Genomic DNA, 22,003 nt, shown 5'->3' with positions numbered 1-22,003 from the left:
GTATTTTTTATTTTTTCTATTATAAATTCTGTATATATATTATCGAACGTAGCATGTGATGTAGATTCTGCTATTATATTATCTTTAAATGAGCTCAGAGTTTGCTTTTCAATAAAGTTTTTATAACTGCTAATTATATTATGTAAATTAATATTATGTAAATTATTACTATCTGTATTGATTTGTAGATATATTTTATCTGTAATATTATGTATTTATTTTAGTTGATATATATTTAGCTGTGTGTTGTATACAATAATTTAACATATTTAGTTACAGTAACTGATTTTTCAGCTGTTTTGCTAGCAACTAATAACTTGCTTTTAAAATAAATATTATCATTGTATACTGTTTTGGTTAGCATAGATTTCATAGCTCAATTGAGTTGTGTAAACTATAGCACTACTAACCTAAGGTAATAATTAATTAAAATATGAATAAAACTCTAGAAAAAAGTTATACTGCTAAATCTATTAAAGTGTTGAAAGGGCTTGAAGCTGTACGTAAAAGGCCTGGTATGTATATAGGGGATACAGATGATGGTTCAGGTTTGCACCATATGTTATATGAAGTTGTGGATAATGCTATAGATGAATCTTTAGCTGGATACTGCGATATAATTGATGTGATTTTGAATGCTGACGGTTCTATAACAGTAAGAGATAATGGGAGAGGTATACCAGTAGATATATTTGCAGATGAAAATATATCGGCAGCTGAAGTCATTATGACGCAATTGCATGCAGGAGGGAAGTTTGATCAGGATTCATATAAAGTATCAGGGGGGCTACATGGAGTAGGTGTTTCTGTCGTGAATGCATTGTCAGATTGGTTAGAGTTGAAAATATGGCGCGATAATAAAGAGTATCTATTAAAATTTAGTAACGGCAATACTATACAGTCTTTAACTTTACTCAATAGTGGTGTAGAAAAACGTGGTACAGAAATTACTTTTTTACCTTCTAGTAGTGTCTTTAAATTTACTCATTTTAATAGCAATACAATTGAGCACAGACTCAGAGAATTAGCATTTTTGAATCCTAGCTTAAAGATTGATTTTATTGATAATAGAGAATCAGAACCCAAAACAGTGAAGATGTATTATACCGGAGGAATTAAAAGTTATGTTGAGTATATTTCACGTGCTAAGCATGTCTTGCATGAGAATTTATCTTTTTGTCATATAGATAGCAATTCTAATATATCTATTGATTGTGCGCTACAGTGGAATGACTCTTATCATGAAAATATTTTATGTTTTACTAATAATATTAGACAAAAAGATGGCGGTACACATCTTGCTGCTTTTAAAAGTGGGTTAGTGAAATCAATTAACAGTTACTTAGAGCAATTAAACATTCTTAAAAAGAATAAGGTGGCTATCACAGGGGATGATACAAGAGAAGGGTTATCATCTATAGTATCTATCAGGTTACCAGATCCAAAGTTTTCATCTCAGACAAAAGATAAACTTATCAGTTCCGAAATTAAACCCATCATTGAAAATATAGTCTATAATGCTGTTTTAGCATGGCTATTGGAGAATCCTAATATCGCTAAGATAGTTGTTGCAAAGATAATGGAAGCTGTGCGAGCAAGAGAAGCAGCAAAAAAAGCTAGGGAAATTACAAGACGCAAAACAGCGTTAGATATTTCAAATCTACCAGGTAAGCTAGCTGATTGTCAGGAGCGTAACCCAGCATTATCAGAATTATTCATAGTAGAGGGAGATTCTGCAGGGGGGACAGCAAAACAAGGGCGTAATAGAAAATCTCAGGCAATACTACCACTAAGAGGGAAAATATTAAATATCGAAAAAGCACGTTTTGATAAGATGTTATCTTCTGAACAAATAGGTACTTTAATTACAGCACTTGGTACTAATATAGGGCATGACGGATTTGATATCACTAAATTAAGATATCATAAAGTAATTATCATGACTGATGCTGATGTCGATGGTTCACATATACGTAGCTTATTATTAACATTTTTTTATCGCCATATGAAAGATATAATAGATAATGGCCACCTATATATAGCTCAGCCTCCTTTGTATAAAATCAAAAAATCTAGTATAGAGCGCTACATTAAAGATGAAGCATCTTTGCAATCTTATTTGCTTGATAGTTTGGTATCAAGTGGTGAATTTAATATATCCAGTTCAGATAGTTCAACTATAACAAAAGATATTTTGAGTAATATAGTACAAAAACTTATAAAATTGCAAAAGATATTATCTATTATCCACCATAAGATAGATCAGAAAATTGTTGAATCTTTAATGGTGAGTGGTTTATTATCTTTAGATATTTTTAATTCAAGTCTATCCGTTGATATCAATAATTCTTTGGATATATTGAATCAAAATTATTCAGTGAAAGATAGCTCAGATTGGCAGCTATCATCTATCAACGATAATTCAATAGAATTTTTTAAAAATCTCAGAGGCCTGCAGTATAAGCAAATTTTATATAAAAATCAATTACGTGCGCCAGAATTTATTAATCTAATATCACTAAACCAAGAATTATTAGAATTATTGCCTAGTATTTGGTGTGATATGCAGCAAGGTATTTTTTCAGTAAACATTAATTCATTAAATAAAAAAATATTTTTTCCTACTCAATTGTTAGATATATTACTTACTCATAGTAAAACAGGTATGAAAATACAGAGATTTAAGGGGTTAGGAGAAATGAACTCTGATCAATTATGGGAAACAACTCTTAATCCATTAAATCGTACATTGTTAAAGATCAATGTTAATGATGTTGATGATGTAGAAGAACTAATTTCAACTTTAATGGGTAATGTAGTAGAGCCTCGCAGGGAGTTCATAAAAAATAATGCCTTAAACGTCACAAATTTGGATATTTGAGTTATTTTTGACGTATTTTTTTTATTGCTAATATTGTTTCAAGTATTATAGCAGCAGCTATGGCATCATTTTTTTTGTAAGAAGATTTTTTTTTACTACTAGATTTTTGTTTTATAGTATCTGGAAACATAAGTTTATTTGCTGTAATAGACGTATATCTTTCATCTTGCATGAATATTGGAACATCTGTTTTTTCAACAAGATTTTTTGTAAATTCTACAGTGATGTTTGTCTGGTTACTGCGAGATGCATCTTTATTTATTGGCATACCCATTACAATAGCACATATTTTATGCTCTGATATGATTGACAAAATAGATTTTAGTTGCAATTGTTTTTTATTACATTGTAATAACTTGAGAGGCATTGCAATATTGTGGTTTAGGCTCGAAATAGCTACCCCTATATAGGAAGTTCCATAATCTATTCCGAGTATTGGTTTACCTACGATAAGATGTTCTAAGAATGTATCAATATCATCAATTACCATGTTATCTTTGTATTAGTCTTTCAATAGCATTAATGACTAATGCATTATATATCTAAAGAAATTTTATTTTTATACTTCATATATGGTTTAAGAGCTTCAGGTATTGTTATAGATCCATCAGAATTTTGATAATTTTCCAATATTGCAGCAATAATTCTACCTATAGCCAAGCCAGAACCATTTAACGTATGTACAAATTTTGTAGATTGATTATCCTTATATTTTGTTAACATTCTTCTTGCTTGAAAATCCAGACAATTAGAAACACTTGATACCTCTCTATATTTATTTTGACTAGGGAACCATACTTCTAAATCATATGTTTTTGATGCAGTGAAGGCAGTATCTTCTGAGCTTAGCCTTATTATTTGATATGGTAATTCTAATCTTTTTAATATTTCTTCAGCAGAATTTAGTATATATTCATGTTCTATATGAGATTCTTCTTGAATGGTGATACTCACTAATTCTACTTTAGCAAATTGATGATTGCGCATCATTCCTTTAGTATCCTTCCCTGCGCTACCTGCTTCTAATCTGAAACATTCAGTGTAAGCAACATATCTTATGGGTAGTTCTTCTTTTTTAAATATTAAACCTGCTACCATATTTAACAATGGGACTTCTCCTGTAGGTATTAACCTTAATTTGTTATCATTTGTTAAGTAAGAATCAGAATCAAATTTTGGTAGCTGGCCGGCATTATACATTGCTAAATTTTTCACTAATACAGGGGGTGAGATTTCTTCAAATTTATTCTCATTTGTATGGGTATCTAGCATAAAATTTATTAGTGCTCTTGATAATTGTGCAAGCTGATTTTTTAGTGTGACAAATCTACTACCCGAAAATATAGCAGTTTGTTTATAATCTATCATGCCCAATTCAAGCGCAATTTTGTGATGTTCTGTATTAAAATAGCTAGTTGTAAAATTCGATGATTTCTTTATCAATTTGCTTTGATTACTAAATTGATCATTCATTAAATCATCATCTAATATATTGGGAATAACATCCATTAAGGATTGAATTTTTTTATTACAGTTACTGCTAGTATTTTCGAGCTCACTGAGTTTATCACTGATATGTTCTATATCTCGTTTAATATCAGCTAACTCCCTATTTGTAGTACCGCGCATTTTGCTTAGTAATTTGGATTTAAGATTCTTTGAATGCTGAAAGCGCTGAATCAGAGTTAGCAATTTTCTCCTTTCTGTATCAAGCTCTATAAGTGCTTCGATATTAATTTCGATATTTCTTTTTTGAAGTAAAATAATAAACTTTTGCTTATTTTCTTTAATCCACTTTATGTCTAGCATTTATTGTGTTTCTCTAAGAATTTAAAAATTAAAATAGATAATTCATATAGCGATATCATAGGGATTGCTAATAAAAATTGGCTTAATATATCTGGAGGAGTGAGTATCGCTGCTATAATAAAGTTTATTACAATAGCTATTCTTCTGTGTTTTATTAAGCTGGCTGCATTAATTATGTTCAATAATTTTAAAATAACCATTATAATAGGTAGTTGAAATGCTACTCCAAATGCTATAATAAATTGAATAGTTAAATTTATATATTCACTAATTTTTGCTTCTAACATCAATGGCACAACAGTATTTTTTGCATGTTCGAAACTTATAAAAAAATTCCATGCATTAGGCATAGCATAGTAATATACAAAGACAAATCCTAATAAAAATAATATAGGAGCTATAGTGAGCAAAAATACTGCAATTTTTCTTTCAAAATTTAATAGCCCGGGTAATATGAAGCGATATAGCTGCCAGTTGATTACTGGTATACTGAAGATCAGAGCGCTACAGGCACTAAGTTTTAGATAACTAAAAAATGCTTCAGTAAGGTCAGTGTATATTATCTTCCTGAATTCACCATTGTTAACCTTTACTAGCGGTTGTAGTATAAAGTTGTATATTTCATATTTGTAACAGTAACTGACTAAAAAAGCTAGCACAAAAAATGTGAGTGTTTTTTTTATTCTATATTGTAATTCCCGAAAATGTTCTTGTACTGATAATGTTTTCATTTTATTAATTGTACTAATCGATAATACCAGTCGTCATTATGTGATTAAAATATGTATTTTTCAAGTTTTAAATCAAGATTTATAGTTAATATCCAGAATTTTTGAATCCATAATATTCTGCATGTTTGTTATTATTTCTTAATTTATTCTCTAATATCATTATCATTAGCAAAAAAATTAAGTTTTTCTATTATATAAGAGGGTATTGGTTTCACTATAGTTTGGAGTATCGGATGTAGATATTCTATGGTTTTAGAATTTTTTATCCATGCTGGGTAGTCTTCTATTGTAGTAGATTGTATATGTTTTTTTACTGTCGTTGGATATTGCTTAGCATGTAGCATTATAGATATTATTAGGATTGAAATTATTATCAATATTGATTTTAATAGCCCTATTTTAAACCCTAGTATCACATTTATAGTACCGAATTGAGTGTTCTTTATTAAGGACATTACCTTTGTTAGAATTAACATATATACCAGTGCAAATATCACATATGTTATAATATATGTGATGATCGTTGTATACATGTTATTTGTTATGTACATAGATGTAAAATCATAGATATAGGGGTAAAGCATTATGATTAAGATTATTGTCAGCAGTAACCCTATAATTTCTAGAGTAATATTGATACATCCTTTATACAGCCCCATAATGGAACAAAAACCAATAATAATGATATTTATGACATCAAAAAAATTTAAATTTATAATACCAATATCCATTAATACTTAATGATAGTTTTATCTGTAATGATTAAGTCACACATGATATCATGTGTTTCGTGGTTGAATTTTTCAAGAAGCATTTCATGAAAACATACTCCGATAACAGTAATATTTTGTTTTTCTAATTTAAGATTTGCTATGTATTTATCATAGTGAGCTGATCCGAACCCTAATCTGTACCCTCTTATACTAAATGCTAACCCAGGTAATACCAATATATCAGGTATAATCTCTTGGCCAGATCTAGGAGATAATATATTATAGGGTTTATTTTGTTCCAAGATGCTTTCAGATTTCAATTGTATCATAAGCATTTTCGAGTTAACAATTTTAGGCAATGCTATTTTAAAATCTTCTAACAGATATAGTTTAGTTAAATCTGGTTCTCCTTTTAGAGGATAATATATACCAAGATTACATTTTTTTGATTCGTTCCTCTTATATTTTTTACTTATTTTTATAATTATTTTTGATATGTTACTGTGTATCTGGTTATTTGACAAAATATAATCTTGTACATCAAAAGATTTACGTTGTTCAATGATAGATGATCTAAGGCATTCTTTACTGGTAACATTTGTCATTTTTATTATAACCTTCTTCGTATTATTTTAGTATATCTGATATTATTGACGCAAGGCGTAACCTGATTAAGCGTATCAATTATATCATATCTTATAGTGAACAACTAAGGTTAGCCTTACATTTTTGTATAATATCCAATAGCTAATGATATCTATTATTTCAATTAATTATTGTGGGCAACACTCTTTCTATATCTTGTGTAAGATTTACATATTTTAGAATGACCTCTAACGAATTGCCTCTTAATCCTACTTAGATTTCTATTGAATACAGTTTTTATATCTTTCCCAGGGTTTGTGTGGTTAAAAATTTTATTACTATTATTCATAGTATGTATTATTACATTACAGGAATACAGATTATGCTTCATACTAAATCTGACATCTGTATCTAGAGTTTTGATTGAGTATTTATTAAACATCTTGTTTAATTTATCATTGATGTATTTAACAAATTGTTCAGTTATTTGGATATTTTTACTATGAATACATAAAGCCATCTCAGTACCTCGTTTAATATATATTTATAAAATAACTTTTAAATATCAACTATACCTCATTTTTTGTTGAACATTTTAATCATACGTATCGTTAGGATTATACCACCAAATATATTAATTGCAGCTAAAAATATTGATATAAAACTTAGTAGCAAAGAAATGCTTGAAACATTAAAGTGACTGCCAGCAATTGTTATCATCCCTGCTAGGATGATTATACCTGATATAGCATTAGTGATAGATATTAACGCTGTATGTAGTGCAGGGGTTACTTTGAGTACTACATAATATCCTACAAAACAAGACAATAAAAATATCGTCAGTAAGTTTATGATAGGAAATTCTGATACAATATCCCCCTCAAGAATATTACTAACCTCTGGTATATGCAATGTTTGTAACATGACTTTATAACCTTTTGAGAACTTATGCTATTACTAAATTACTCATAAACATGTTGCAGTATAATACAACACAATAAATATTGTACAAATTAATACATGAATATTCTACAAAAAAAATGCAAAAAACATATATTATCTAGAGATATGAAAATTAATTACTATTCTATTTAGAAAACTTAAGCAGTACTATTTATTGTGACAACCTCAACATCTACTGAAATTAAACCTATGTTTCAACAACGCATGTTAATATACTAGAGGTGTTATGAATTTTTATTTTGTATTTGATTTATTGCATTTGGGTAACAAAAGGTAACAATGCAATCATTCTGCTTAATTTTATTGACTTTTTTAACTTACGTTGATGTGTTGAACATATGTTGGTAATTCTACTAGGGAGCATTCTGCCACCTTCAGAGATAAATCTCTTTAATAAATCTATATCTTTATAATCTATTTTTACAACTTTGGCTTCACATAAAGGACAATACTGCTTTTTTTTGAAGAACATTTTGGAACTATAGATATTATTGGTATCAATTACTCCCGGTTTATAATTTTTAGGATCTATTTTTTTTTCACCAACACTATACATGCTATTTAATTTTAATAAATTACGTAATATAACACATGTTTGCAACATTACTCAACTAACAAGTTGATATGTATTAATACAAACCTTGCGCCCACAGATACTACATTAAATACATGACATGGTCAATGAAAATTGAAGCCAATACAGCAATTTTTATAATATTCTATAGTATTAAAAGTGATTCTTATATATTTTTATTAATACGACTACATCTAATTTGCTTAGGGATGTGTGCTATCTACTTATTTGATGTTTTTGAAGCAGATCTTGCACCATTATTTTGGTTATCTTCATTACCTTCGTTTGTGTCTTCTACACATAATGACGATTTATTAATTTCATTGACCCTGATAAGATTATATCTTATGACATCCTGGTTCGATCTGAGTTTTGGTATAAAGTTTTTTAGTAGGTCAACATTTCTTAGCTGTAGCCCTAGTAAATGATAATGGGCCTTTTTATTCTTATTGATTTCATAAGCTAAAGATCTGATGCCCCAATATTCCTTTAATGTAACTTTAGCGCTATTTTCTATAACAAATGACACTAGACTTTCTATAAGTTTGTTTAACTCTGATAATACGATATCCTGACGGGTAATTATCACCAATTCATAATTTAACATGTTATTAGCTAATACTGTAGACTGAAATATTTATTAGTGGTTTTTTTGTGATCCTTCACTCACGAGCCATGTATAACATATTTATGTTATGTAATTCAAGTATATTTTATAGTTTATTACCGATTAATTACTGCTTTATAAAAATAATCCAGTTGCAAAAAATAACATAAAAATTAAATATTTTAAAATAACTGTATAAAAATTTATCATTTTTGTTTTTATAATTTAAAATATTCTATATAATTTATGTTATTGATCGCAAATTTTGAAAATTGATAAGATTAATATAAATTGTATTCATTGTGTCATATAAGTTACCACCAAGGATTTTAATAATTATTTCAGATGTAAAAGAGAATACAAGTTTAGCTAATACTATAGAGAGATATTGGTTTAATGTAGTAAGAGCTACCTCTGTAGAGGAATCTTTGATTCTTTCGGAAATTTATAAATTTCATATGGCAATTGTTAGCGCTAATACTAGTGATGCTCCTTTAGTAGAATTTGTGCAGATACTGCGTAGCAAATCTAAGAACAATAAATTACCTATGATTTTTCTTTTTGACAATACAGAATCATTAAAAAAATTACATAATATGGATTATTTAGATAATTTTGTTATTACAATGTTAAAGCCGTTTGATCTAACATTGTTGATGACTAATATACGCAATCTGTTTAGAAGGTCTAAACCTGTGTGTCAAGATAGAATTTTAAGGTATAAATCTACCAGTATAGATATTGCTACATATAGGGTTTTTCATAATGATCAAGAAATACATTTAGGGCCCATTGAATGTAAAATCTTGCAGTTTTTACTAGAGAATGCTAATCAAGCTTGTTCAAGAGACCAGATAATAAATTATGTATGGGGTATAGGTCACGTTATAAAAAACCGTACAGTAGATGTGCATGTTAATAGAATTAGATCTGCTTTAAATAAATCAGGTGAAGATGTACTCCATACTATACGTGGTGTGGGTTATTGTATTAAGTGATAACTAATTGTTTTTATTAATATAACCTAATGTATAATTTTAAGTTGTTTTTATGTCGTATACCAGTAAAAATATTACTTTAGTTTTTCTATTGCTTGTTCTATTTTTAGGTATGATTTTTCTATCAAAGTTTCATCTACCGTAGATGAAATTCTAATATATTCATCCGCTCCAAACGCGCTACCTGGTACTACTGATACTAGTGCTTCATTTAGTAGATAGATTGCTAGATCCTGGCTGGATTGGATCATTTTACCTTTGGGGGTTTCTTTACCAAATAGGGTAGATATATTAGGAAATAAGTAAAATGTTCCTTCAGGTTTATAACACTGAAACCCTAATTGTTTTAGATATTTTAATAGAAGTGTGGTTTTTTTTTCCCAATTATTCACATAATTTTTAATATAATCTTGCTTTCCTTCGATTGCTTCTAATGCTGCAAACTGGCTGATACTACAAGCATTAGAAGTAGTGTGAGATTGTAATTTATTCATTGCTGCTATTATTTCTGCATTTCCTATACAATAACCAATTCTCCAACCAGTCATTGCGTAGGATTTAGAGACAGAGTTTATAATAAAAATTCTATCTCTTAGCTTAGGTGCAACCATTGCTAAATTATAAAATTTCATATTATTGAATATAATTTTTTCGTATGTATTGTCGCATATTATATTGAGTTTTGGATGTTTATAGATAATATCTGCTATTGATAGTAATTCTTCGTAGCTATATATAACTCCTGTAGGATTATTAGGAGAATTTAGAATTAGCCACTTAGTATTTTCATTAATTTTATTATCTAATTCTTGTAAATTGATTCTAAATCCCTTTTCTATACTAGTTTCTAAGAAAACTATTTTGGCACCTACAATCTTTGCCATGGCTGTGTATGATACCCAATAAGGCTTGATTATTATAACTTCATCACATTCATTAACTGTAGACGCAAGTAAATTATATAATGCATGTTTTGCTCCGTTACATATTATGACCTCTTTCTCATTGTATTCTATCTCGTTTTCATATTTTAATTTATTACATATAGCAGTTTTTAACTCTTTGATTCCAGATATTTCAGTATATCTTGTCATCCCAGATTTCATTGCTTTTATAGCTGCATTTTGTATATTAATAGCTGTATTAAATTCTGGTTCTCCTGCGCTGAGAGATATTACATCAATATTTTGTTGTTTTAATTCAGAAATTCTTGCAGATATATTTAATGTGACAGAATTTTGTATCACATTAATTTTCTTAGAAATAATTGACATGAAATATTTATAAGTTTTTTGTTATAAAAATGTAATTTATGGTTTTAACTTTTTAAGTTTAGTCAAGATGAATATCAATCCTGATATTATCTTGACATGGTTTATTGGTTTTTGTATATCATTACTGGTGTACAACTGTTAATGACTATGCCATAGTATAAGTTAATAGCAATGATACTAGTCCTAAACATTTTGATTCTGTTACCAGATCTCCAATATAACTAATATTTAGCTAGTAATCAAAGAAAAATATTGCAATTGAGCTAAGTATAGATGTAGCATTTTATTGAATTGATTGTTTATTATGTAAGATTAGTTAGTTAGTTAGTTAGTTAGTTAGTTAGTTAGTTAGTTAGTTAGTTAGTTAGTTAGTTAGTTAGTTAGTTAGTTAGTTAGTTAGTTAGTTATTAGTTATTATTTTATGGTATATCTCAATATTTTTGTAGTGCATGTATAAGTTGGTTATTATTGTTGTATTGATTATTTACCCTTTTGTAGGTTGGTCTTCTTATAGAGAAGGTGGTGATACTTCTATTAAAGATAATCATTTAGACTATAGTTATTTATTTAACGAAAAAGATGTGAATATGAATGACCCGTACGAGGCATTTAACCGTCGTATTTTTAAATTCAATAATATTTTGGATAAATATTTTATTAGATATTTAGCTTTATTTTATACTAATGTTACCAATGATTATTTTAAGTCTCGAGTAACCCATTTTACTGAAAATATTTTTATGCCTATTTCAGTTATTCATTATTCGTTGCAGGGTAATTCTACTAATGCATTAAAGTCTTTCTGGAGGTTTGTTATCAATACTACTTTTGGTATATTTGGCATGTTTGATATAGCTTCACTTGCTGGTTTAAATGTTAAAACCCAATCTCTTGGTAGTACCTTAAAACATTATGGAGCAACTAAAGGACCTTATATTGTATTGCCAATTTTAGGAGGTATGGTAGCAAGAGATTTAGGTTCTACAATAGAAAGATCAATTTTTGATGCTAGTAGTATTTTAGGTAGTAAAACGCATTGGACAGTTTTGTTCTTGAATTTGCTAAATAAAAGATCTAGTGTACTGAAGCTCACGGATAGTCTAGAGAATAACGCTCTGGATCTATATACTGTACATAGGGAGTTAATATATAACTATAAATACTAGAAAAATTACGTTTTATACTTTAAAAAGAGAGTGTAGAGCGTCTGCTATTAGATGTTTAATCCATTTACGGGTTATAAAAGTATTAATTAATTTTATCTTTGCTTATTTTTTTATTCTTTGAGATTACTTTTGTTTTGGTTAAAAAATTAGATTTATTTTTAGTAAATATTTTTCCTAACTTAGCTATAGCTAATTTCTCTTGTGAGTCCAAAGCATTATCTAATTTTAGTAATAAATTCTTAGCTTTTTCTATTGAATTATCACTTTGGTTAGGAGTTTGTGATACATGATTATCATTATTTTTATTGTCACTGTTTTCTGTTCTTTCATTTTTAGATAATTGGTTAGATGATGTGTTTTTATTAGCGTATAATTTATATAATATATTTTTAAAGAAATTTATCACTATATTTTTACCTTAGCTATTAATGAATTTTTGTAATAACACAGTCAGTAATACAAATTAATTGGTATTTCAAAACATGCTTGCTATATAGATATAACTATTATATTAACAGTAGCCTTTACTAGAGATCAAGCATTGATTTTTTACTCATTTTTCAAATAGTCCAAGTAGTATTAAAATTTTCTATCTAGATTTATTTGCGTTTAATTGTTAGTATAGCTGCTGCTAGCAATTAATACTTGGTGATTTGTTGATATGTTAATGTCGGATAATTGGATAATACAGGCTTCTGCAGAACAGAATATGATTGAGCCATTTATAGATAGACAGATTAGTACCGATAATAGTGGTAGAAAAGTTCTTTCTTACGGTGTATCATCATATGGATATGATACACGTATTTCTGATGAATTTCAGATATTTACAAATGTTAATAACACTGTCATTGATCCTAAAAATTTTGGAAATGATATTTTTGTTACTAAAAATTCCGATAGTTGTGTTATTCCTCCTAATAGTTTTGTGTTGGCTAAAAGTGTGGAGTATTTTAAAATACCTCAAAATATTCTTGTGATTTGTGTTGGCAAATCTACATATGCTAGGTGTGGGATTATAGTTAATGTTACTCCAATTGAACCAGGGTGGGAAGGGTATATCACTCTTGAATTTTCTAACACTACCCCTCTACCAGCAAAGATTTATGCTAATGAAGGTGCTTGCCAATTACTTTTTTTTAAGGGTATTGATCAGTGTAATATATCTTATTCACAACGCAATGGAAAATATATGTATCAGCGAGGTATTACCAAACCTTATATTTAGTTGTTAAGTAGCAGATTTTTTACTAGATATTTGGTTGATTTTTGATTATATGAAGTTTTTATATCACAAGTAGATTTTTTGTTATGATTTGTTGTGTAATTTTTGTATTACTACAAATTCTAGCAAGATTATTAGGGCAATTAGCTCAGTTGGTTAGAGCACTACGTTGACATCGTAGAGGTGAGAGGTTCGATTCTTCTATTGCCCACCACTATATTATACATTAGTATATTAATTACTGATCTCCTTTGATATATGTTTGATATATGTTTGATATATGTTTGATATATGTTTGATAAATTTTAATTTAAGAAAATATTAAATAAATGAAGGAATAAAAATTCCTAGTTGATTTTTTGACTTTTAGCGAGCTAAAACTCTGTTCTTTGTTTGTGATTGTGCTATAATCATGTGTGTTTTCAGTAATTTTGTTTTTATGTTGTGCAGATATTGGTGTTATGTATTTTCTAAATTTTTGTTCTTCTGTTGGCCAGTCTACCATTAAATTTGTTAGTATTATAGGGCGATTCACGATTTTTATATATCATGTTGGATGTAACTTATTTTCTAGACCATTTTACTATCGGATATTGCTTGATCAGTGTGTTAGAATAGGTTTTTTTTCTTTATTAATAATATCTATGACAGCATTTTTTTCTGGAGCAGTGTTGGCGTTACAAACATTTAATGGGTTTAGTAGATTTAATGCTAGTAATGTTATTGCTGAAGTAGTTACGTTATCTATAACTAGAGAGTTGTGCCCTGTGTTAGTAGGGCTAATGGTAACTAGTAGAGTAGGTTCATCTATCGCAGCAGAAATTGCTACAATGAGGGTCACTGAACAGATTGATGCTTTATTTATATTATCTACTAATTCCATAAAATATTTGGTAACACCTAAGATATTGGCTTCTATTATTGTTTTGCCTTTATTGGTGTTAGTAGGTGATGTTATAGGTATTATGGGAGGTTATATTATAAGTGTATTTAAATTGCAATTCCATGCGATTGAATATATTACGAATACGTTTAATATTTTGACAACTTCCGATATAGTGAGTGGTATGATAAAATCTGTAGTATTTGGGGTTATCATGAGTACAGTAAGTTGTTTTAGTGGATATTATGCTATGAAAGGTGCAAAGGGAGTAGGAAAGTCTACTACCTTTGCTGTAGGTACTGCTTCTTTACTAATTTTGATTAGTAATTATTTTATGACTGAATTGTTTTTTATGAATTAACATTTGGTATCATAATATGGAACATATCAAAATTAAAGTAAAATCTTTAAGTAAGTCATTTTCTGGTATTGGTATATTACAAAATATCAATTTGGATATCTATTCAAAGCAATCTGTCGTAATATTAGGAAAATCTGGCGTTGGTAAGTCTGTATTGGCTAAGATTATTATAGGTCTTATAGAGCCAGATTCTGGAGAAGTTTTTTTTGATGGCGTCAATACCACCAACATATCATATTCTAGCAGACTAGCAATGTTAAAACATTGTGGTTTTTTGTTTCAAAATGGAGCGTTATTCGATTCTTTAGATGTTAGAGATAATATTACTTTTTTGGCATCTAAACTTTTGAATTTGAATAATGATGAAAAGACAAATTTGGCAATAGAAAAACTTAGGGCTGTAGGTCTATCAGAGAAATTGATTAATTTATTTCCTTCAGAATTGTCTGGAGGTATGAATAAAAGAGTGGCTTTGGCAAGAGCTATTTGCCATAATCCAGATATTATATTTTTTGATGAACCAACTAGTGGTCTTGATCCTTACATGTCTGCGTTAATTGCTGATCTGATTATAAAATTTCAGAGTGAACTCGGAGCAACTACTATCACTATTACCCACGATATACATAATGCAATGAGAATAGCAAATGATATAGTTTTGATAGAAGATAAACAAATTGTTTGGAAGGGTAACAAGGATCTCGCAGCAGATAGTAATAATACTTACATAAATAGTTTTTTGCAGTATTATTCAGCTAAATAGTGTATCTATTTATGCTAATGTATGATGGTTTTTGTATGTATTTATAATATTTAATATGTGTAAATGAATTTAATTATCACTAAATATGGAGCTATTTGTTACAGAAAATGCGTTTAAAGAATTACTGAAGTTAGTGAATGTCTCGCCAGATCCTAAAATAGGCCTTAGAGTTTCAGTTAGTGGGGGAGGGTGTTCAGGATTTATGTATGAATATAAATTGATAACTAATACTAACCAGGATGATTTTATCATTCAACAGGATTCTGTGGTTGTAGCTGTGGATCCTGTATCCCTAAAATTTTTAGATGGTGCAAAGTTAGATTTTATTGAAGAATTAGGTAGTTCATACTTTAGTATATTAAACCCTTCAGCAACTGATAAATGTGGGTGTGGTAATTCATTTAGTATTTAAAAATTGGATATTATATTATCTACTAATTTGCTAATTTATAATTCCGCTCCATAACCAATACTTATCTAGAGTATTAGTTTTTCTATTTCTAATAGATACTATTTTTTAAATATATGAAGCATAATAGTGAAAATTATAGTCCAATATTTTATTGGAAAATAAACTCCGTAATTTCTTTGGGGATATCAGGTATTTATTCTCTGATACTTGTTATGCTTCGTACTCCTTATTTTAGTTCTTTATTTGAAAATAAAGAATTGTTTCAGTCTGCATTAGTAGTACATGTTAATTTATCTACATTGATTTGGTTATTATCTGTTACTGTTACCATTTGGAAATATAATAGTAAAAATTTTTATTTTGAACATATATTTGCTAAATCAGGTTTAATATCAACTTTATTGATTTCCATTAGTCCTTTTATTTCTAAAGGCTCTGTCCCTATTATGAATAACTATATACCTATGCTTGATAATGCAGTATTTATTATTGGGCTGGTATTATTTATAGTAATACTGTTGTGTATAGCTCTAGTTACTCTATATGAATCAGTCAACGCGTTATTATTTGATCCTTTTGATAATAGCTTGATTCATACATGTATTATTGTGAAAATTACTTCTGCAGTTATATATATAATTGTATTTATATGTTTTATGATGTCTTTAATAGAGCTTAGAAAAATCATTGATAATGTTGTAAATATTGATATCCATTTTTATTATGAGTTATTGTATTGGAGTGGAGGGCATATATTGCAATTTCTGTATACAGAAATATTAATGTTCGCTTTATTTGTATATGTGAATATTTTATTAGGTAATAGATCAAGATTTATAGTTTTGTATCAATTATTATTTATATTAAATGTATTTTTATCTCTGTTAGGTTTATATCCGCATTTTGCCCTGGATATTACAGATAGCAATTTTATTTTATATTATACATTGCACATGAAATACTGTGCTGGTTTTACTCCCACTGTATTTATTTTTGCTGTATTATATGAAATACTTATCTATATAAAGAATGATGATCATTTATACGTACAAAAATCAGTTAAATTGTTTTTATATATCGTAATTTTTATGACATCCTTTATGTTTTTATTTGGTGGAGCAATTGCATTAATGATTACAGATACAAATGTAACAATACCTGCTCATTATCATGGTTCTATAGTCAGTGTTACTATAGCATGCATGGGATTGGTATATTTATATTGTTATAATCCTATATTATATTTTAAGTTATTTAGCAAAAGCTGTTGTCTACAGCAATTGAAAATTACTTCTAATCCAAGTCAAAAATTTATTAAATTTTATTCTACTATTGTACAAATATGTTTAATTACTTTTGGTCAGACACTACATATAACAGGGCTAGCATTAGCAGGAGGTTATAGTGTATTACGTAAAACTTCTGGTGTGGTAGGATTCCCCACTATTACTAAAATATATATGGCTATGTTTGGTATAGGAGGTGTAATAGCAATTATTGCTGGTCTAATGTTTATATATCTCTGTATTAAGCAAATATTTAGGTCGAGCTGTAGCTTATAATATTGTTTTTTTAAATTTACTGAAGAAGCCTTTGCCATTATTACTATCAGTAATTTTTAATTCTTTATCTAGCTCTTCTAACAAAGTTCTTTGTTTGTTATTGATTTTTTTTGGTACATTGACAAATGTTTTAACATACAAATCCCCTTTTAAAGTAGATCTAATTCTAGGCATTCCCTTACCAGATATTTTAATTTGCTCTCCAGTTTGAGTAAATTCAGGAATTTTTACTAATATTTTAGATTGATCTATACCAGGTATAGTCATTTCTCCTCCTAGAATTGCTGTAGTAAATGGTAAACTCAATGTACAATATAAATCACCATTTTCTAAAGCATATATATCATGATTTTTGATTTTTACTACTACATGTAAATCTCCAGCGCTACCTCCTCTGATCCCTGCTTCTCCTTCACCAGCCAATCTAATTTTTGAATTGTCAGATATCCCAGCGGGAATATCAATAATCAGGGTACGCTGTTTATTATATCTACCAATACCTCTGCATTGATTACAAGGATCTCGAATTATTTGTCCAGCTCCACTACATTTGCTGCAAGTTTGGCTTATAGTAAAAAAACCTTGTTGCATTCTAGCAGTTCCAGATCCATTACACATATCGCATATATTAGTTCCAGCATTATTATTGGAGCCGCTACCTTGACAAGTACTGCATTTGACTTCTGTAGAAAAATTAATTTTTTTATTTATACCAGAAAATGCTTCTTCAAGTGTAATAGCAGTATTATATTGAAGATCGCTTCCTCTGACACTGGTGTTTGATGATGACCTCCTTGAATATCTTCTACTACTACCTGTAGCACCTGTACCAAAAATATCTCCAAAATCATTAAAAATATCATTAATATCTACGCCATGCATATCTGTAAAACCTGAAAAACCTGAAAATCCTCCAGCATTGTTACCAGCACTTCCAGCCCCTTTTTTAAATGCTTCATGCCCGAATCTATCATAAGCAGCTCTTTTCTGTTCATCTTTCAGCACATCATAAGCTTCACTGATGCTTTTAAACTTTTGTTCAAACTCACTAGACCCACTATTTTGATCTGGGTGGTATTTTTTAGCTAACTTTAGGTAAGCTTTTTTTATTTCAGCCCCAGAAGCAGATCTTGAGACTCCTAAGACTGAATAATAATCTTGAGACATATAATATGTTTATAGCAATTGAACTAGTAAATTTGGGTTGGGAATAATGATATTCACTAACGTGATAAATGTATTATTTATCATTATCAGAAACATCCTTATATTTTCCTTCAACTACATCTCCATCATCATTAGTGTTTGATGAATTATTCTCAGCACGTGGTTCAGGTTTAGGTGTAGTACTATTACTAGAGCATTTACTAGATAAAACCATAACTAATTGTCCTAATTCAGTAGTAAGTTTACGAATTTCTTCAATATTATCTGAAGATTTAATCTCTTTAAGATTATCAACTAGTTTATTAATATCATCTTTTTCTTTTTGTGATGCCTTATCGCCAGCTTTTGTTAATGTATCTTCTGCTGAGTATATTATAGAATCTGCGTTATTTTGTACTTCTATTAATTCTTTCCTTTTTTTATCCTCTTCAGCATTTTGCTCAGCATCCTTGATCATTTTTTCTATTTCTTCTTCTTTTAAACCTCCTGAAGCTTGTATAGTAACCTTTTGTTCTTTAGCGGTTGCAACATCTTTAGCTGAAACATGAACAATACCATTTACGTCTATATCAAATGCTACTTCTATTTGAGGTACACCGCGTGGTGCTGGAGAAATCCCTTCTAAATTAAACTGACCCAATAATTTATTATTAGCCGCCAACTCTCTTTCTCCTTGAAACACCCTAATGGTGACAGAAGTTTGGTTGTTTTCTGCTGTTGAAAATATTTGGCTCTTTTTTGTAGGGATTGTAGTATTACGATTGATTAATTTTGCAAACACTCCACCTAAAGTTTCTATGCCCAATGATAGAGGTGTGACATCAAGAAGGAGAACATCTTTTACATCTCCTTGCAATATACCTCCTTGAACTGCAGCCCCCAGTGCCACTACTTCATCTGGATTTACTCCTTTATGTGGCTCTCTATTAAAGAAATTCTTTACCTTTTCTACTACTTTAGGCATTCTTGTCATGCCTCCTACTAATACTACTTCATGTATATCAGAGGGTTTCAGATTTGCATCTTTTAGGGCAATTTTACAAGGTTCGATACTACGTTCTATTAGATCCATAACTAGAGATTCTAACTTAGATCTAGTTAATTTTATTGAAAGATGTTTTGGACCTGAAGCATCAGCTGTAATATATGGCAGGTTGATATCAGTTTGTTGAGTTGAAGATAGCTCTTTTTTAGCCTTTTCTGCTGCTTCCTTTAGTCTTTGTAGTGCTAATGGATCAGATCTAAGATTTATTCCAGTATTTTTTTTAAATTCTACCATTAGATAATTTAAAATCTTCATATCAAAGTCTTCTCCTCCTAAGAATGTGTCCCCATTAGTAGATTTGACTTCAAATAAGCCATCAACAATCTCTAGTATTGATATATCAAATGTCCCCCCTCCTAGGTCATATACGGCAATAATTTTATTTTCTTTACTTTTATCCAAACCATAAGATAAAGCAGCAGATGTTGGTTCATTAATAATTCTTAATACTTCTAGACCAGCGATTTTTCCTGCATCTTTAGTTGCTTGACGTTGAGCATCATCAAAATAAGCCGGGACAGTAACTACTGCTTGTGTTACTGTTTCTCCGAGGTAATTTTCTGCTGTTTCCTTCATTTTTTGTAAGATATATGCACTAATCTGACTTGGAGAATATTTTGTATTATTCACCTCAACCCAAGCATAATTCCCACTATCAGCCTTAACTATTTTATATGGCACCAACTCTTGATCTTTTTTTGCTGTTGGATCATCAATGTTACGACCTATCAACCTTTTTATAGCAAATAATGTATTTTTTGGATTAGTAACAGCTTGTCTTTTAGCTGGTTCACCCACGAGAATTTCATCATTTGCAAATGCCACCATAGATGGCGTTATACGTAAACCTTCTGAGTTTGCAATTACTTTAGGTTCTCTACCTTCCATAATAGCTACGCAAGAATTTGTAGTTCCTAAATCTATACCTATAACCTTTCCCATATTATTTATGCACTTAATTTAATCAATTTATTGTAAAATACCTATAAGTAACCAGAGTTATTAAAATTGATATGCTGTACACGTAATTGCTGGTACTAACAAATACGACTTATTATTATCGACAATGATTACTCAAAATACACATCAGTATATATATGTACTAAAATGATAAAAATCAATATGCATCAATTGATTATTTTAAAAATCACTGTTTATAACTATTGAATAATTATTGATGCTGGATAAAGAAATATGTATACGAGATGCATTCAGCAGTAAAAATTGAATCATATGAATGATTATTTATTATATCCTAAATTATATTCCAAGAATTATGTTGGAGATACAATGTATATATCCTGATATCTTTTATTAAAGATTGTTTTAGTAATTCATTGAACTTATTGCTGTGTGTTACAATAAGTATGATAGCATTGCTTTGGGCTTTAGTAATTATCAGATCATATAACAACCTAAAATTTATATCATCTAGATTACTGTCAATTTCATCTAATAACCACAAATCTGTTTCAATTAATATTAGTCTTGTTAGTACGAGTTTTTTCAAATTCCCATAAGATAAACTGCTACAGCTATTATGTAATATTTTTTCAAGTGCAAAATATTTAACAGCTGGTTTAATTAGTTGTTCTGTGTTATACAAATTTGACCAAAATTTGATATTTTCAAATACTGTAAGTTCAAATTTAACAGCTAAGTTATGAGCGATATAATTGCAATATGGATATGGAGAATTTTTATGAGAAATATACCGATGTTTGTATATTACATTACCTTGGCTTGGAGATTGTATCCCAGCTATTATCCTTAATAGGGATGTTTTACCTGCGCCATTTTCTCCTTTTATCACAACAATTGAAGAAGGTAAAAATGTTATAGCTATCTTGTCAAATAATTTTCTATTACTAACATGAAGAGATATGAAATTTAATGATAGCATATCGATAATGAGAGATTAATAGTATTATAATGCGTCGGCTATTCACAATTATCACGTTATACCCCTTGGGTAAAGAAAGTTATAATTTTAATTTAAAAAATATCAGTAAAGTAAGTAATCAAGAATTAATTACTGATTCAAATTGACATTATCACAGATAATGTGTTTATATAGTCTTATCATGTTTTAGTGAATTATAAAATACGGGGGTGTAGCTCAGTGGTAGAGCACCTGCCTTGCACGCAGGGTGTCGTGGGTTCAATTCCCTCCATCTCCACCACATTTTGATTAGTTTACCTATATTTTTTTGGTTTATGTGTGTTTTGCTATATGTGTGTTTTGGTCTGCGTGTATTTGTGTATTATGCGTGGAATATTCAAT

23 protein-coding genes and 2 tRNA genes are annotated in these 22,003 nt (G+C 29.1%); 11 read left to right on the top strand and 14 right to left on the bottom strand.

Annotation, left to right across the window (positions count from 1 at the left end):
* The first annotated feature begins 433 nt into the window (after positions 1-433).
* Positions 434-2,881, top strand: a complete 2,448-nt coding sequence (gene gyrB / locus IHI24_RS04280; RefSeq protein ID WP_194966828.1) for a DNA topoisomerase (ATP-hydrolyzing) subunit B — start codon at positions 434-436, stop codon at positions 2,879-2,881.
* A 1-nt stretch (position 2,882) separates the two neighbouring features.
* On the opposite strand, the gene ruvX is transcribed toward gyrB, so the two are convergent.
* From ruvX to IHI24_RS04260, 4 genes are all read right to left on the bottom strand, one after another.
* Positions 2,883-3,371, bottom strand: coding sequence for a Holliday junction resolvase RuvX (ruvX, locus tag IHI24_RS04275; protein WP_194966827.1), 489 nt, complete (start codon positions 3,369-3,371; stop codon positions 2,883-2,885).
* Between the two features lie 44 nt (positions 3,372-3,415).
* A complete protein-coding gene (gene serS, locus IHI24_RS04270; RefSeq protein WP_194966826.1) occupies positions 3,416-4,690 on the bottom strand; it encodes a serine--tRNA ligase in 1,275 nt (424 codons plus the stop codon).
* Positions 4,684-5,421 (bottom strand): twin-arginine translocase subunit TatC, encoded by a 738-nt coding sequence (gene tatC, locus IHI24_RS04265; RefSeq protein WP_194966825.1) that lies wholly within the window; start codon positions 5,419-5,421, stop codon positions 4,684-4,686. Before tatC ends, serS begins: the two co-directional genes overlap by 7 nt.
* Positions 5,422-5,564: 143 nt before the next feature.
* Positions 5,565-6,080, bottom strand: coding sequence for a CvpA family protein (locus IHI24_RS04260; protein ID WP_228777159.1), 516 nt, complete (start codon positions 6,078-6,080; stop codon positions 5,565-5,567).
* Between IHI24_RS04260 and IHI24_RS04755 the strand changes: the two genes are divergently transcribed.
* Positions 6,007-6,162, top strand: coding sequence for a hypothetical protein (locus tag IHI24_RS04755; protein WP_228777160.1), 156 nt, complete (start codon positions 6,007-6,009; stop codon positions 6,160-6,162). The genes IHI24_RS04260 and IHI24_RS04755 overlap by 74 nt on opposite strands.
* Here the strand turns inward: IHI24_RS04755 and IHI24_RS04255 are convergent.
* From IHI24_RS04255 to rpsF, 5 genes are all read right to left on the bottom strand, one after another.
* Positions 6,152-6,739 carry a 5-formyltetrahydrofolate cyclo-ligase gene (locus tag IHI24_RS04255; RefSeq protein WP_194966823.1) on the bottom strand — a complete coding sequence of 196 codons (588 nt, stop codon included), beginning with the start codon at positions 6,737-6,739 and terminating at the stop codon, positions 6,152-6,154. The genes IHI24_RS04755 and IHI24_RS04255 overlap by 11 nt on opposite strands.
* 164 nt (positions 6,740-6,903) lie before the next feature.
* Positions 6,904-7,239 carry a ribosome hibernation-promoting factor, HPF/YfiA family gene (gene hpf, locus IHI24_RS04250; protein ID WP_194966822.1) on the bottom strand — a complete coding sequence of 112 codons (336 nt, stop codon included), beginning with the start codon at positions 7,237-7,239 and terminating at the stop codon, positions 6,904-6,906.
* A gap of 56 nt (positions 7,240-7,295) precedes the next feature.
* The gene (locus IHI24_RS04245) at positions 7,296-7,643 is read right to left on the bottom strand and encodes a proton-translocating transhydrogenase family protein (protein ID WP_194966821.1); all 348 of its coding nucleotides are present in this window, start codon (positions 7,641-7,643) and stop codon (positions 7,296-7,298) included.
* A 289-nt stretch (positions 7,644-7,932) separates the two neighbouring features.
* Entirely contained in the window at positions 7,933-8,238 is a 306-nt protein-coding gene (gene rpsR / locus IHI24_RS04240; protein WP_194966820.1) for a 30S ribosomal protein S18, read from the bottom strand.
* Positions 8,239-8,476: 238 nt separating this feature from the next.
* Positions 8,477-8,863, bottom strand: coding sequence for a 30S ribosomal protein S6 (rpsF, locus tag IHI24_RS04235; RefSeq protein ID WP_194966819.1), 387 nt, complete (start codon positions 8,861-8,863; stop codon positions 8,477-8,479).
* 302 nt (positions 8,864-9,165) lie between these two features.
* On the opposite strand from rpsF, the gene IHI24_RS04230 reads away from it, so the two are divergent.
* Positions 9,166-9,861 (top strand): winged helix-turn-helix domain-containing protein, encoded by a 696-nt coding sequence (locus IHI24_RS04230; protein ID WP_194966818.1) that lies wholly within the window; start codon positions 9,166-9,168, stop codon positions 9,859-9,861.
* 74 nt (positions 9,862-9,935) lie between these two features.
* Here IHI24_RS04230 and IHI24_RS04225 read toward each other — a convergent pair whose 3' ends face one another.
* Complete coding sequence (locus IHI24_RS04225; protein ID WP_194966817.1) at positions 9,936-11,135, bottom strand: pyridoxal phosphate-dependent aminotransferase; 1,200 nt, start codon at positions 11,133-11,135, stop codon at positions 9,936-9,938.
* Positions 11,136-11,584: 449 nt separating this feature from the next.
* Between IHI24_RS04225 and IHI24_RS04220 the strand changes: the two genes are divergently transcribed.
* Positions 11,585-12,301 carry an MlaA family lipoprotein gene (locus IHI24_RS04220; RefSeq protein WP_194966816.1) on the top strand — a complete coding sequence of 239 codons (717 nt, stop codon included), beginning with the start codon at positions 11,585-11,587 and terminating at the stop codon, positions 12,299-12,301.
* An 82-nt stretch (positions 12,302-12,383) separates the two neighbouring features.
* Here IHI24_RS04220 and IHI24_RS04215 read toward each other — a convergent pair whose 3' ends face one another.
* Positions 12,384-12,707 carry a hypothetical protein gene (locus IHI24_RS04215; protein ID WP_194966815.1) on the bottom strand — a complete coding sequence of 108 codons (324 nt, stop codon included), beginning with the start codon at positions 12,705-12,707 and terminating at the stop codon, positions 12,384-12,386.
* A gap of 255 nt (positions 12,708-12,962) precedes the next feature.
* Between IHI24_RS04215 and dcd the strand changes: the two genes are divergently transcribed.
* The 6 genes from dcd to IHI24_RS04185 all read left to right on the top strand — a co-directional run bounded on the left by dcd (position 12,963) and on the right by IHI24_RS04185 (position 17,507).
* Positions 12,963-13,529, top strand: a complete 567-nt coding sequence (gene dcd, locus IHI24_RS04210) for a dCTP deaminase (protein ID WP_194966814.1) — start codon at positions 12,963-12,965, stop codon at positions 13,527-13,529.
* A 134-nt stretch (positions 13,530-13,663) separates the two neighbouring features.
* A tRNA-Val gene (locus IHI24_RS04205) sits at positions 13,664-13,740 on the top strand.
* A 247-nt stretch (positions 13,741-13,987) separates the two neighbouring features.
* A complete protein-coding gene (locus IHI24_RS04200) occupies positions 13,988-14,770 on the top strand; it encodes an MlaE family ABC transporter permease (RefSeq protein ID WP_194966813.1) in 783 nt (260 codons plus the stop codon).
* 16 nt (positions 14,771-14,786) lie between these two features.
* Positions 14,787-15,533, top strand: coding sequence for an ABC transporter ATP-binding protein (locus IHI24_RS04195; protein ID WP_194966812.1), 747 nt, complete (start codon positions 14,787-14,789; stop codon positions 15,531-15,533).
* An 85-nt stretch (positions 15,534-15,618) separates the two neighbouring features.
* Positions 15,619-15,945 (top strand): HesB/IscA family protein, encoded by a 327-nt coding sequence (locus tag IHI24_RS04190; RefSeq protein ID WP_194966811.1) that lies wholly within the window; start codon positions 15,619-15,621, stop codon positions 15,943-15,945.
* A 113-nt stretch (positions 15,946-16,058) separates the two neighbouring features.
* Positions 16,059-17,507: a hypothetical protein gene (locus IHI24_RS04185; RefSeq protein WP_194966810.1), complete on the top strand. Its 1,449-nt coding sequence runs from the start codon at positions 16,059-16,061 to the stop codon at positions 17,505-17,507.
* Here IHI24_RS04185 and dnaJ read toward each other — a convergent pair.
* From dnaJ to ccmA, 3 genes are all read right to left on the bottom strand, one after another.
* The gene (dnaJ, locus tag IHI24_RS04180) at positions 17,502-18,674 is read right to left on the bottom strand and encodes a molecular chaperone DnaJ (protein ID WP_194966809.1); all 1,173 of its coding nucleotides are present in this window, start codon (positions 18,672-18,674) and stop codon (positions 17,502-17,504) included. The two genes, IHI24_RS04185 and dnaJ, sit on opposite strands and share 6 nt — an antisense overlap.
* 73 nt (positions 18,675-18,747) lie before the next feature.
* Positions 18,748-20,661 carry a molecular chaperone DnaK gene (dnaK, locus tag IHI24_RS04175; RefSeq protein ID WP_194966808.1) on the bottom strand — a complete coding sequence of 638 codons (1,914 nt, stop codon included), beginning with the start codon at positions 20,659-20,661 and terminating at the stop codon, positions 18,748-18,750.
* Positions 20,662-20,974: 313 nt separating this feature from the next.
* Complete coding sequence (ccmA, locus tag IHI24_RS04170; RefSeq protein WP_407690727.1) at positions 20,975-21,622, bottom strand: heme ABC exporter ATP-binding protein CcmA; 648 nt, start codon at positions 21,620-21,622, stop codon at positions 20,975-20,977.
* A 205-nt stretch (positions 21,623-21,827) separates the two neighbouring features.
* On the opposite strand from ccmA, the gene IHI24_RS04165 reads away from it, so the two are divergent.
* Positions 21,828-21,902 (top strand) — tRNA-Ala (locus IHI24_RS04165).
* Positions 21,903-22,003: the final 101 nt, after the last annotated feature.

Origin of the sequence: Rickettsia endosymbiont of Cardiosporidium cionae (assembly GCF_015476335.1) — a bacterium.
Taxonomy (GTDB): domain Bacteria; phylum Pseudomonadota; class Alphaproteobacteria; order Rickettsiales; family Rickettsiaceae; genus JADHZC01.
Note: the sequence above shows the minus strand (reverse complement) of the source record. Positions and strands in the feature narration are given on the sequence as shown.

Coding starts and splice junctions, on each gene's coding strand:
- IHI24_RS04185 (WP_194966810.1), top strand. CDS start 16,059: ATGAAGCATAATAGTGAAAATTATAGTCCAATATTTTATTGGAAAATA.
- IHI24_RS04200 (WP_194966813.1), top strand. CDS start 13,988: ATGTATTTTCTAAATTTTTGTTCTTCTGTTGGCCAGTCTACCATTAAA.
- ruvX (WP_194966827.1), bottom strand. CDS start 3,371: ATGGTAATTGATGATATTGATACATTCTTAGAACATCTTATCGTAGGT.
- ccmA (WP_407690727.1), bottom strand. CDS start 21,622: ATGCTATCATTAAATTTCATATCTCTTCATGTTAGTAATAGAAAATTA.
- IHI24_RS04220 (WP_194966816.1), top strand. CDS start 11,585: ATGTATAAGTTGGTTATTATTGTTGTATTGATTATTTACCCTTTTGTA.
- IHI24_RS04255 (WP_194966823.1), bottom strand. CDS start 6,739: ATGACAAATGTTACCAGTAAAGAATGCCTTAGATCATCTATCATTGAA.
- rpsF (WP_194966819.1), bottom strand. CDS start 8,863: ATGTTAAATTATGAATTGGTGATAATTACCCGTCAGGATATCGTATTA.
- dnaK (WP_194966808.1), bottom strand. CDS start 20,661: ATGGGAAAGGTTATAGGTATAGATTTAGGAACTACAAATTCTTGCGTA.
- IHI24_RS04755 (WP_228777160.1), top strand. CDS start 6,007: ATGATTAAGATTATTGTCAGCAGTAACCCTATAATTTCTAGAGTAATA.
- dnaJ (WP_194966809.1), bottom strand. CDS start 18,674: ATGTCTCAAGATTATTATTCAGTCTTAGGAGTCTCAAGATCTGCTTCT.
- IHI24_RS04195 (WP_194966812.1), top strand. CDS start 14,787: ATGGAACATATCAAAATTAAAGTAAAATCTTTAAGTAAGTCATTTTCT.
- IHI24_RS04245 (WP_194966821.1), bottom strand. CDS start 7,643: ATGTTACAAACATTGCATATACCAGAGGTTAGTAATATTCTTGAGGGG.
- serS (WP_194966826.1), bottom strand. CDS start 4,690: ATGCTAGACATAAAGTGGATTAAAGAAAATAAGCAAAAGTTTATTATT.
- dcd (WP_194966814.1), top strand. CDS start 12,963: ATGTTAATGTCGGATAATTGGATAATACAGGCTTCTGCAGAACAGAAT.
- IHI24_RS04260 (WP_228777159.1), bottom strand. CDS start 6,080: ATGGGGCTGTATAAAGGATGTATCAATATTACTCTAGAAATTATAGGG.
- gyrB (WP_194966828.1), top strand. CDS start 434: ATGAATAAAACTCTAGAAAAAAGTTATACTGCTAAATCTATTAAAGTG.
- IHI24_RS04190 (WP_194966811.1), top strand. CDS start 15,619: ATGGAGCTATTTGTTACAGAAAATGCGTTTAAAGAATTACTGAAGTTA.
- tatC (WP_194966825.1), bottom strand. CDS start 5,421: ATGAAAACATTATCAGTACAAGAACATTTTCGGGAATTACAATATAGA.
- hpf (WP_194966822.1), bottom strand. CDS start 7,239: ATGGCTTTATGTATTCATAGTAAAAATATCCAAATAACTGAACAATTT.
- IHI24_RS04225 (WP_194966817.1), bottom strand. CDS start 11,135: ATGTCAATTATTTCTAAGAAAATTAATGTGATACAAAATTCTGTCACA.
- rpsR (WP_194966820.1), bottom strand. CDS start 8,238: ATGTATAGTGTTGGTGAAAAAAAAATAGATCCTAAAAATTATAAACCG.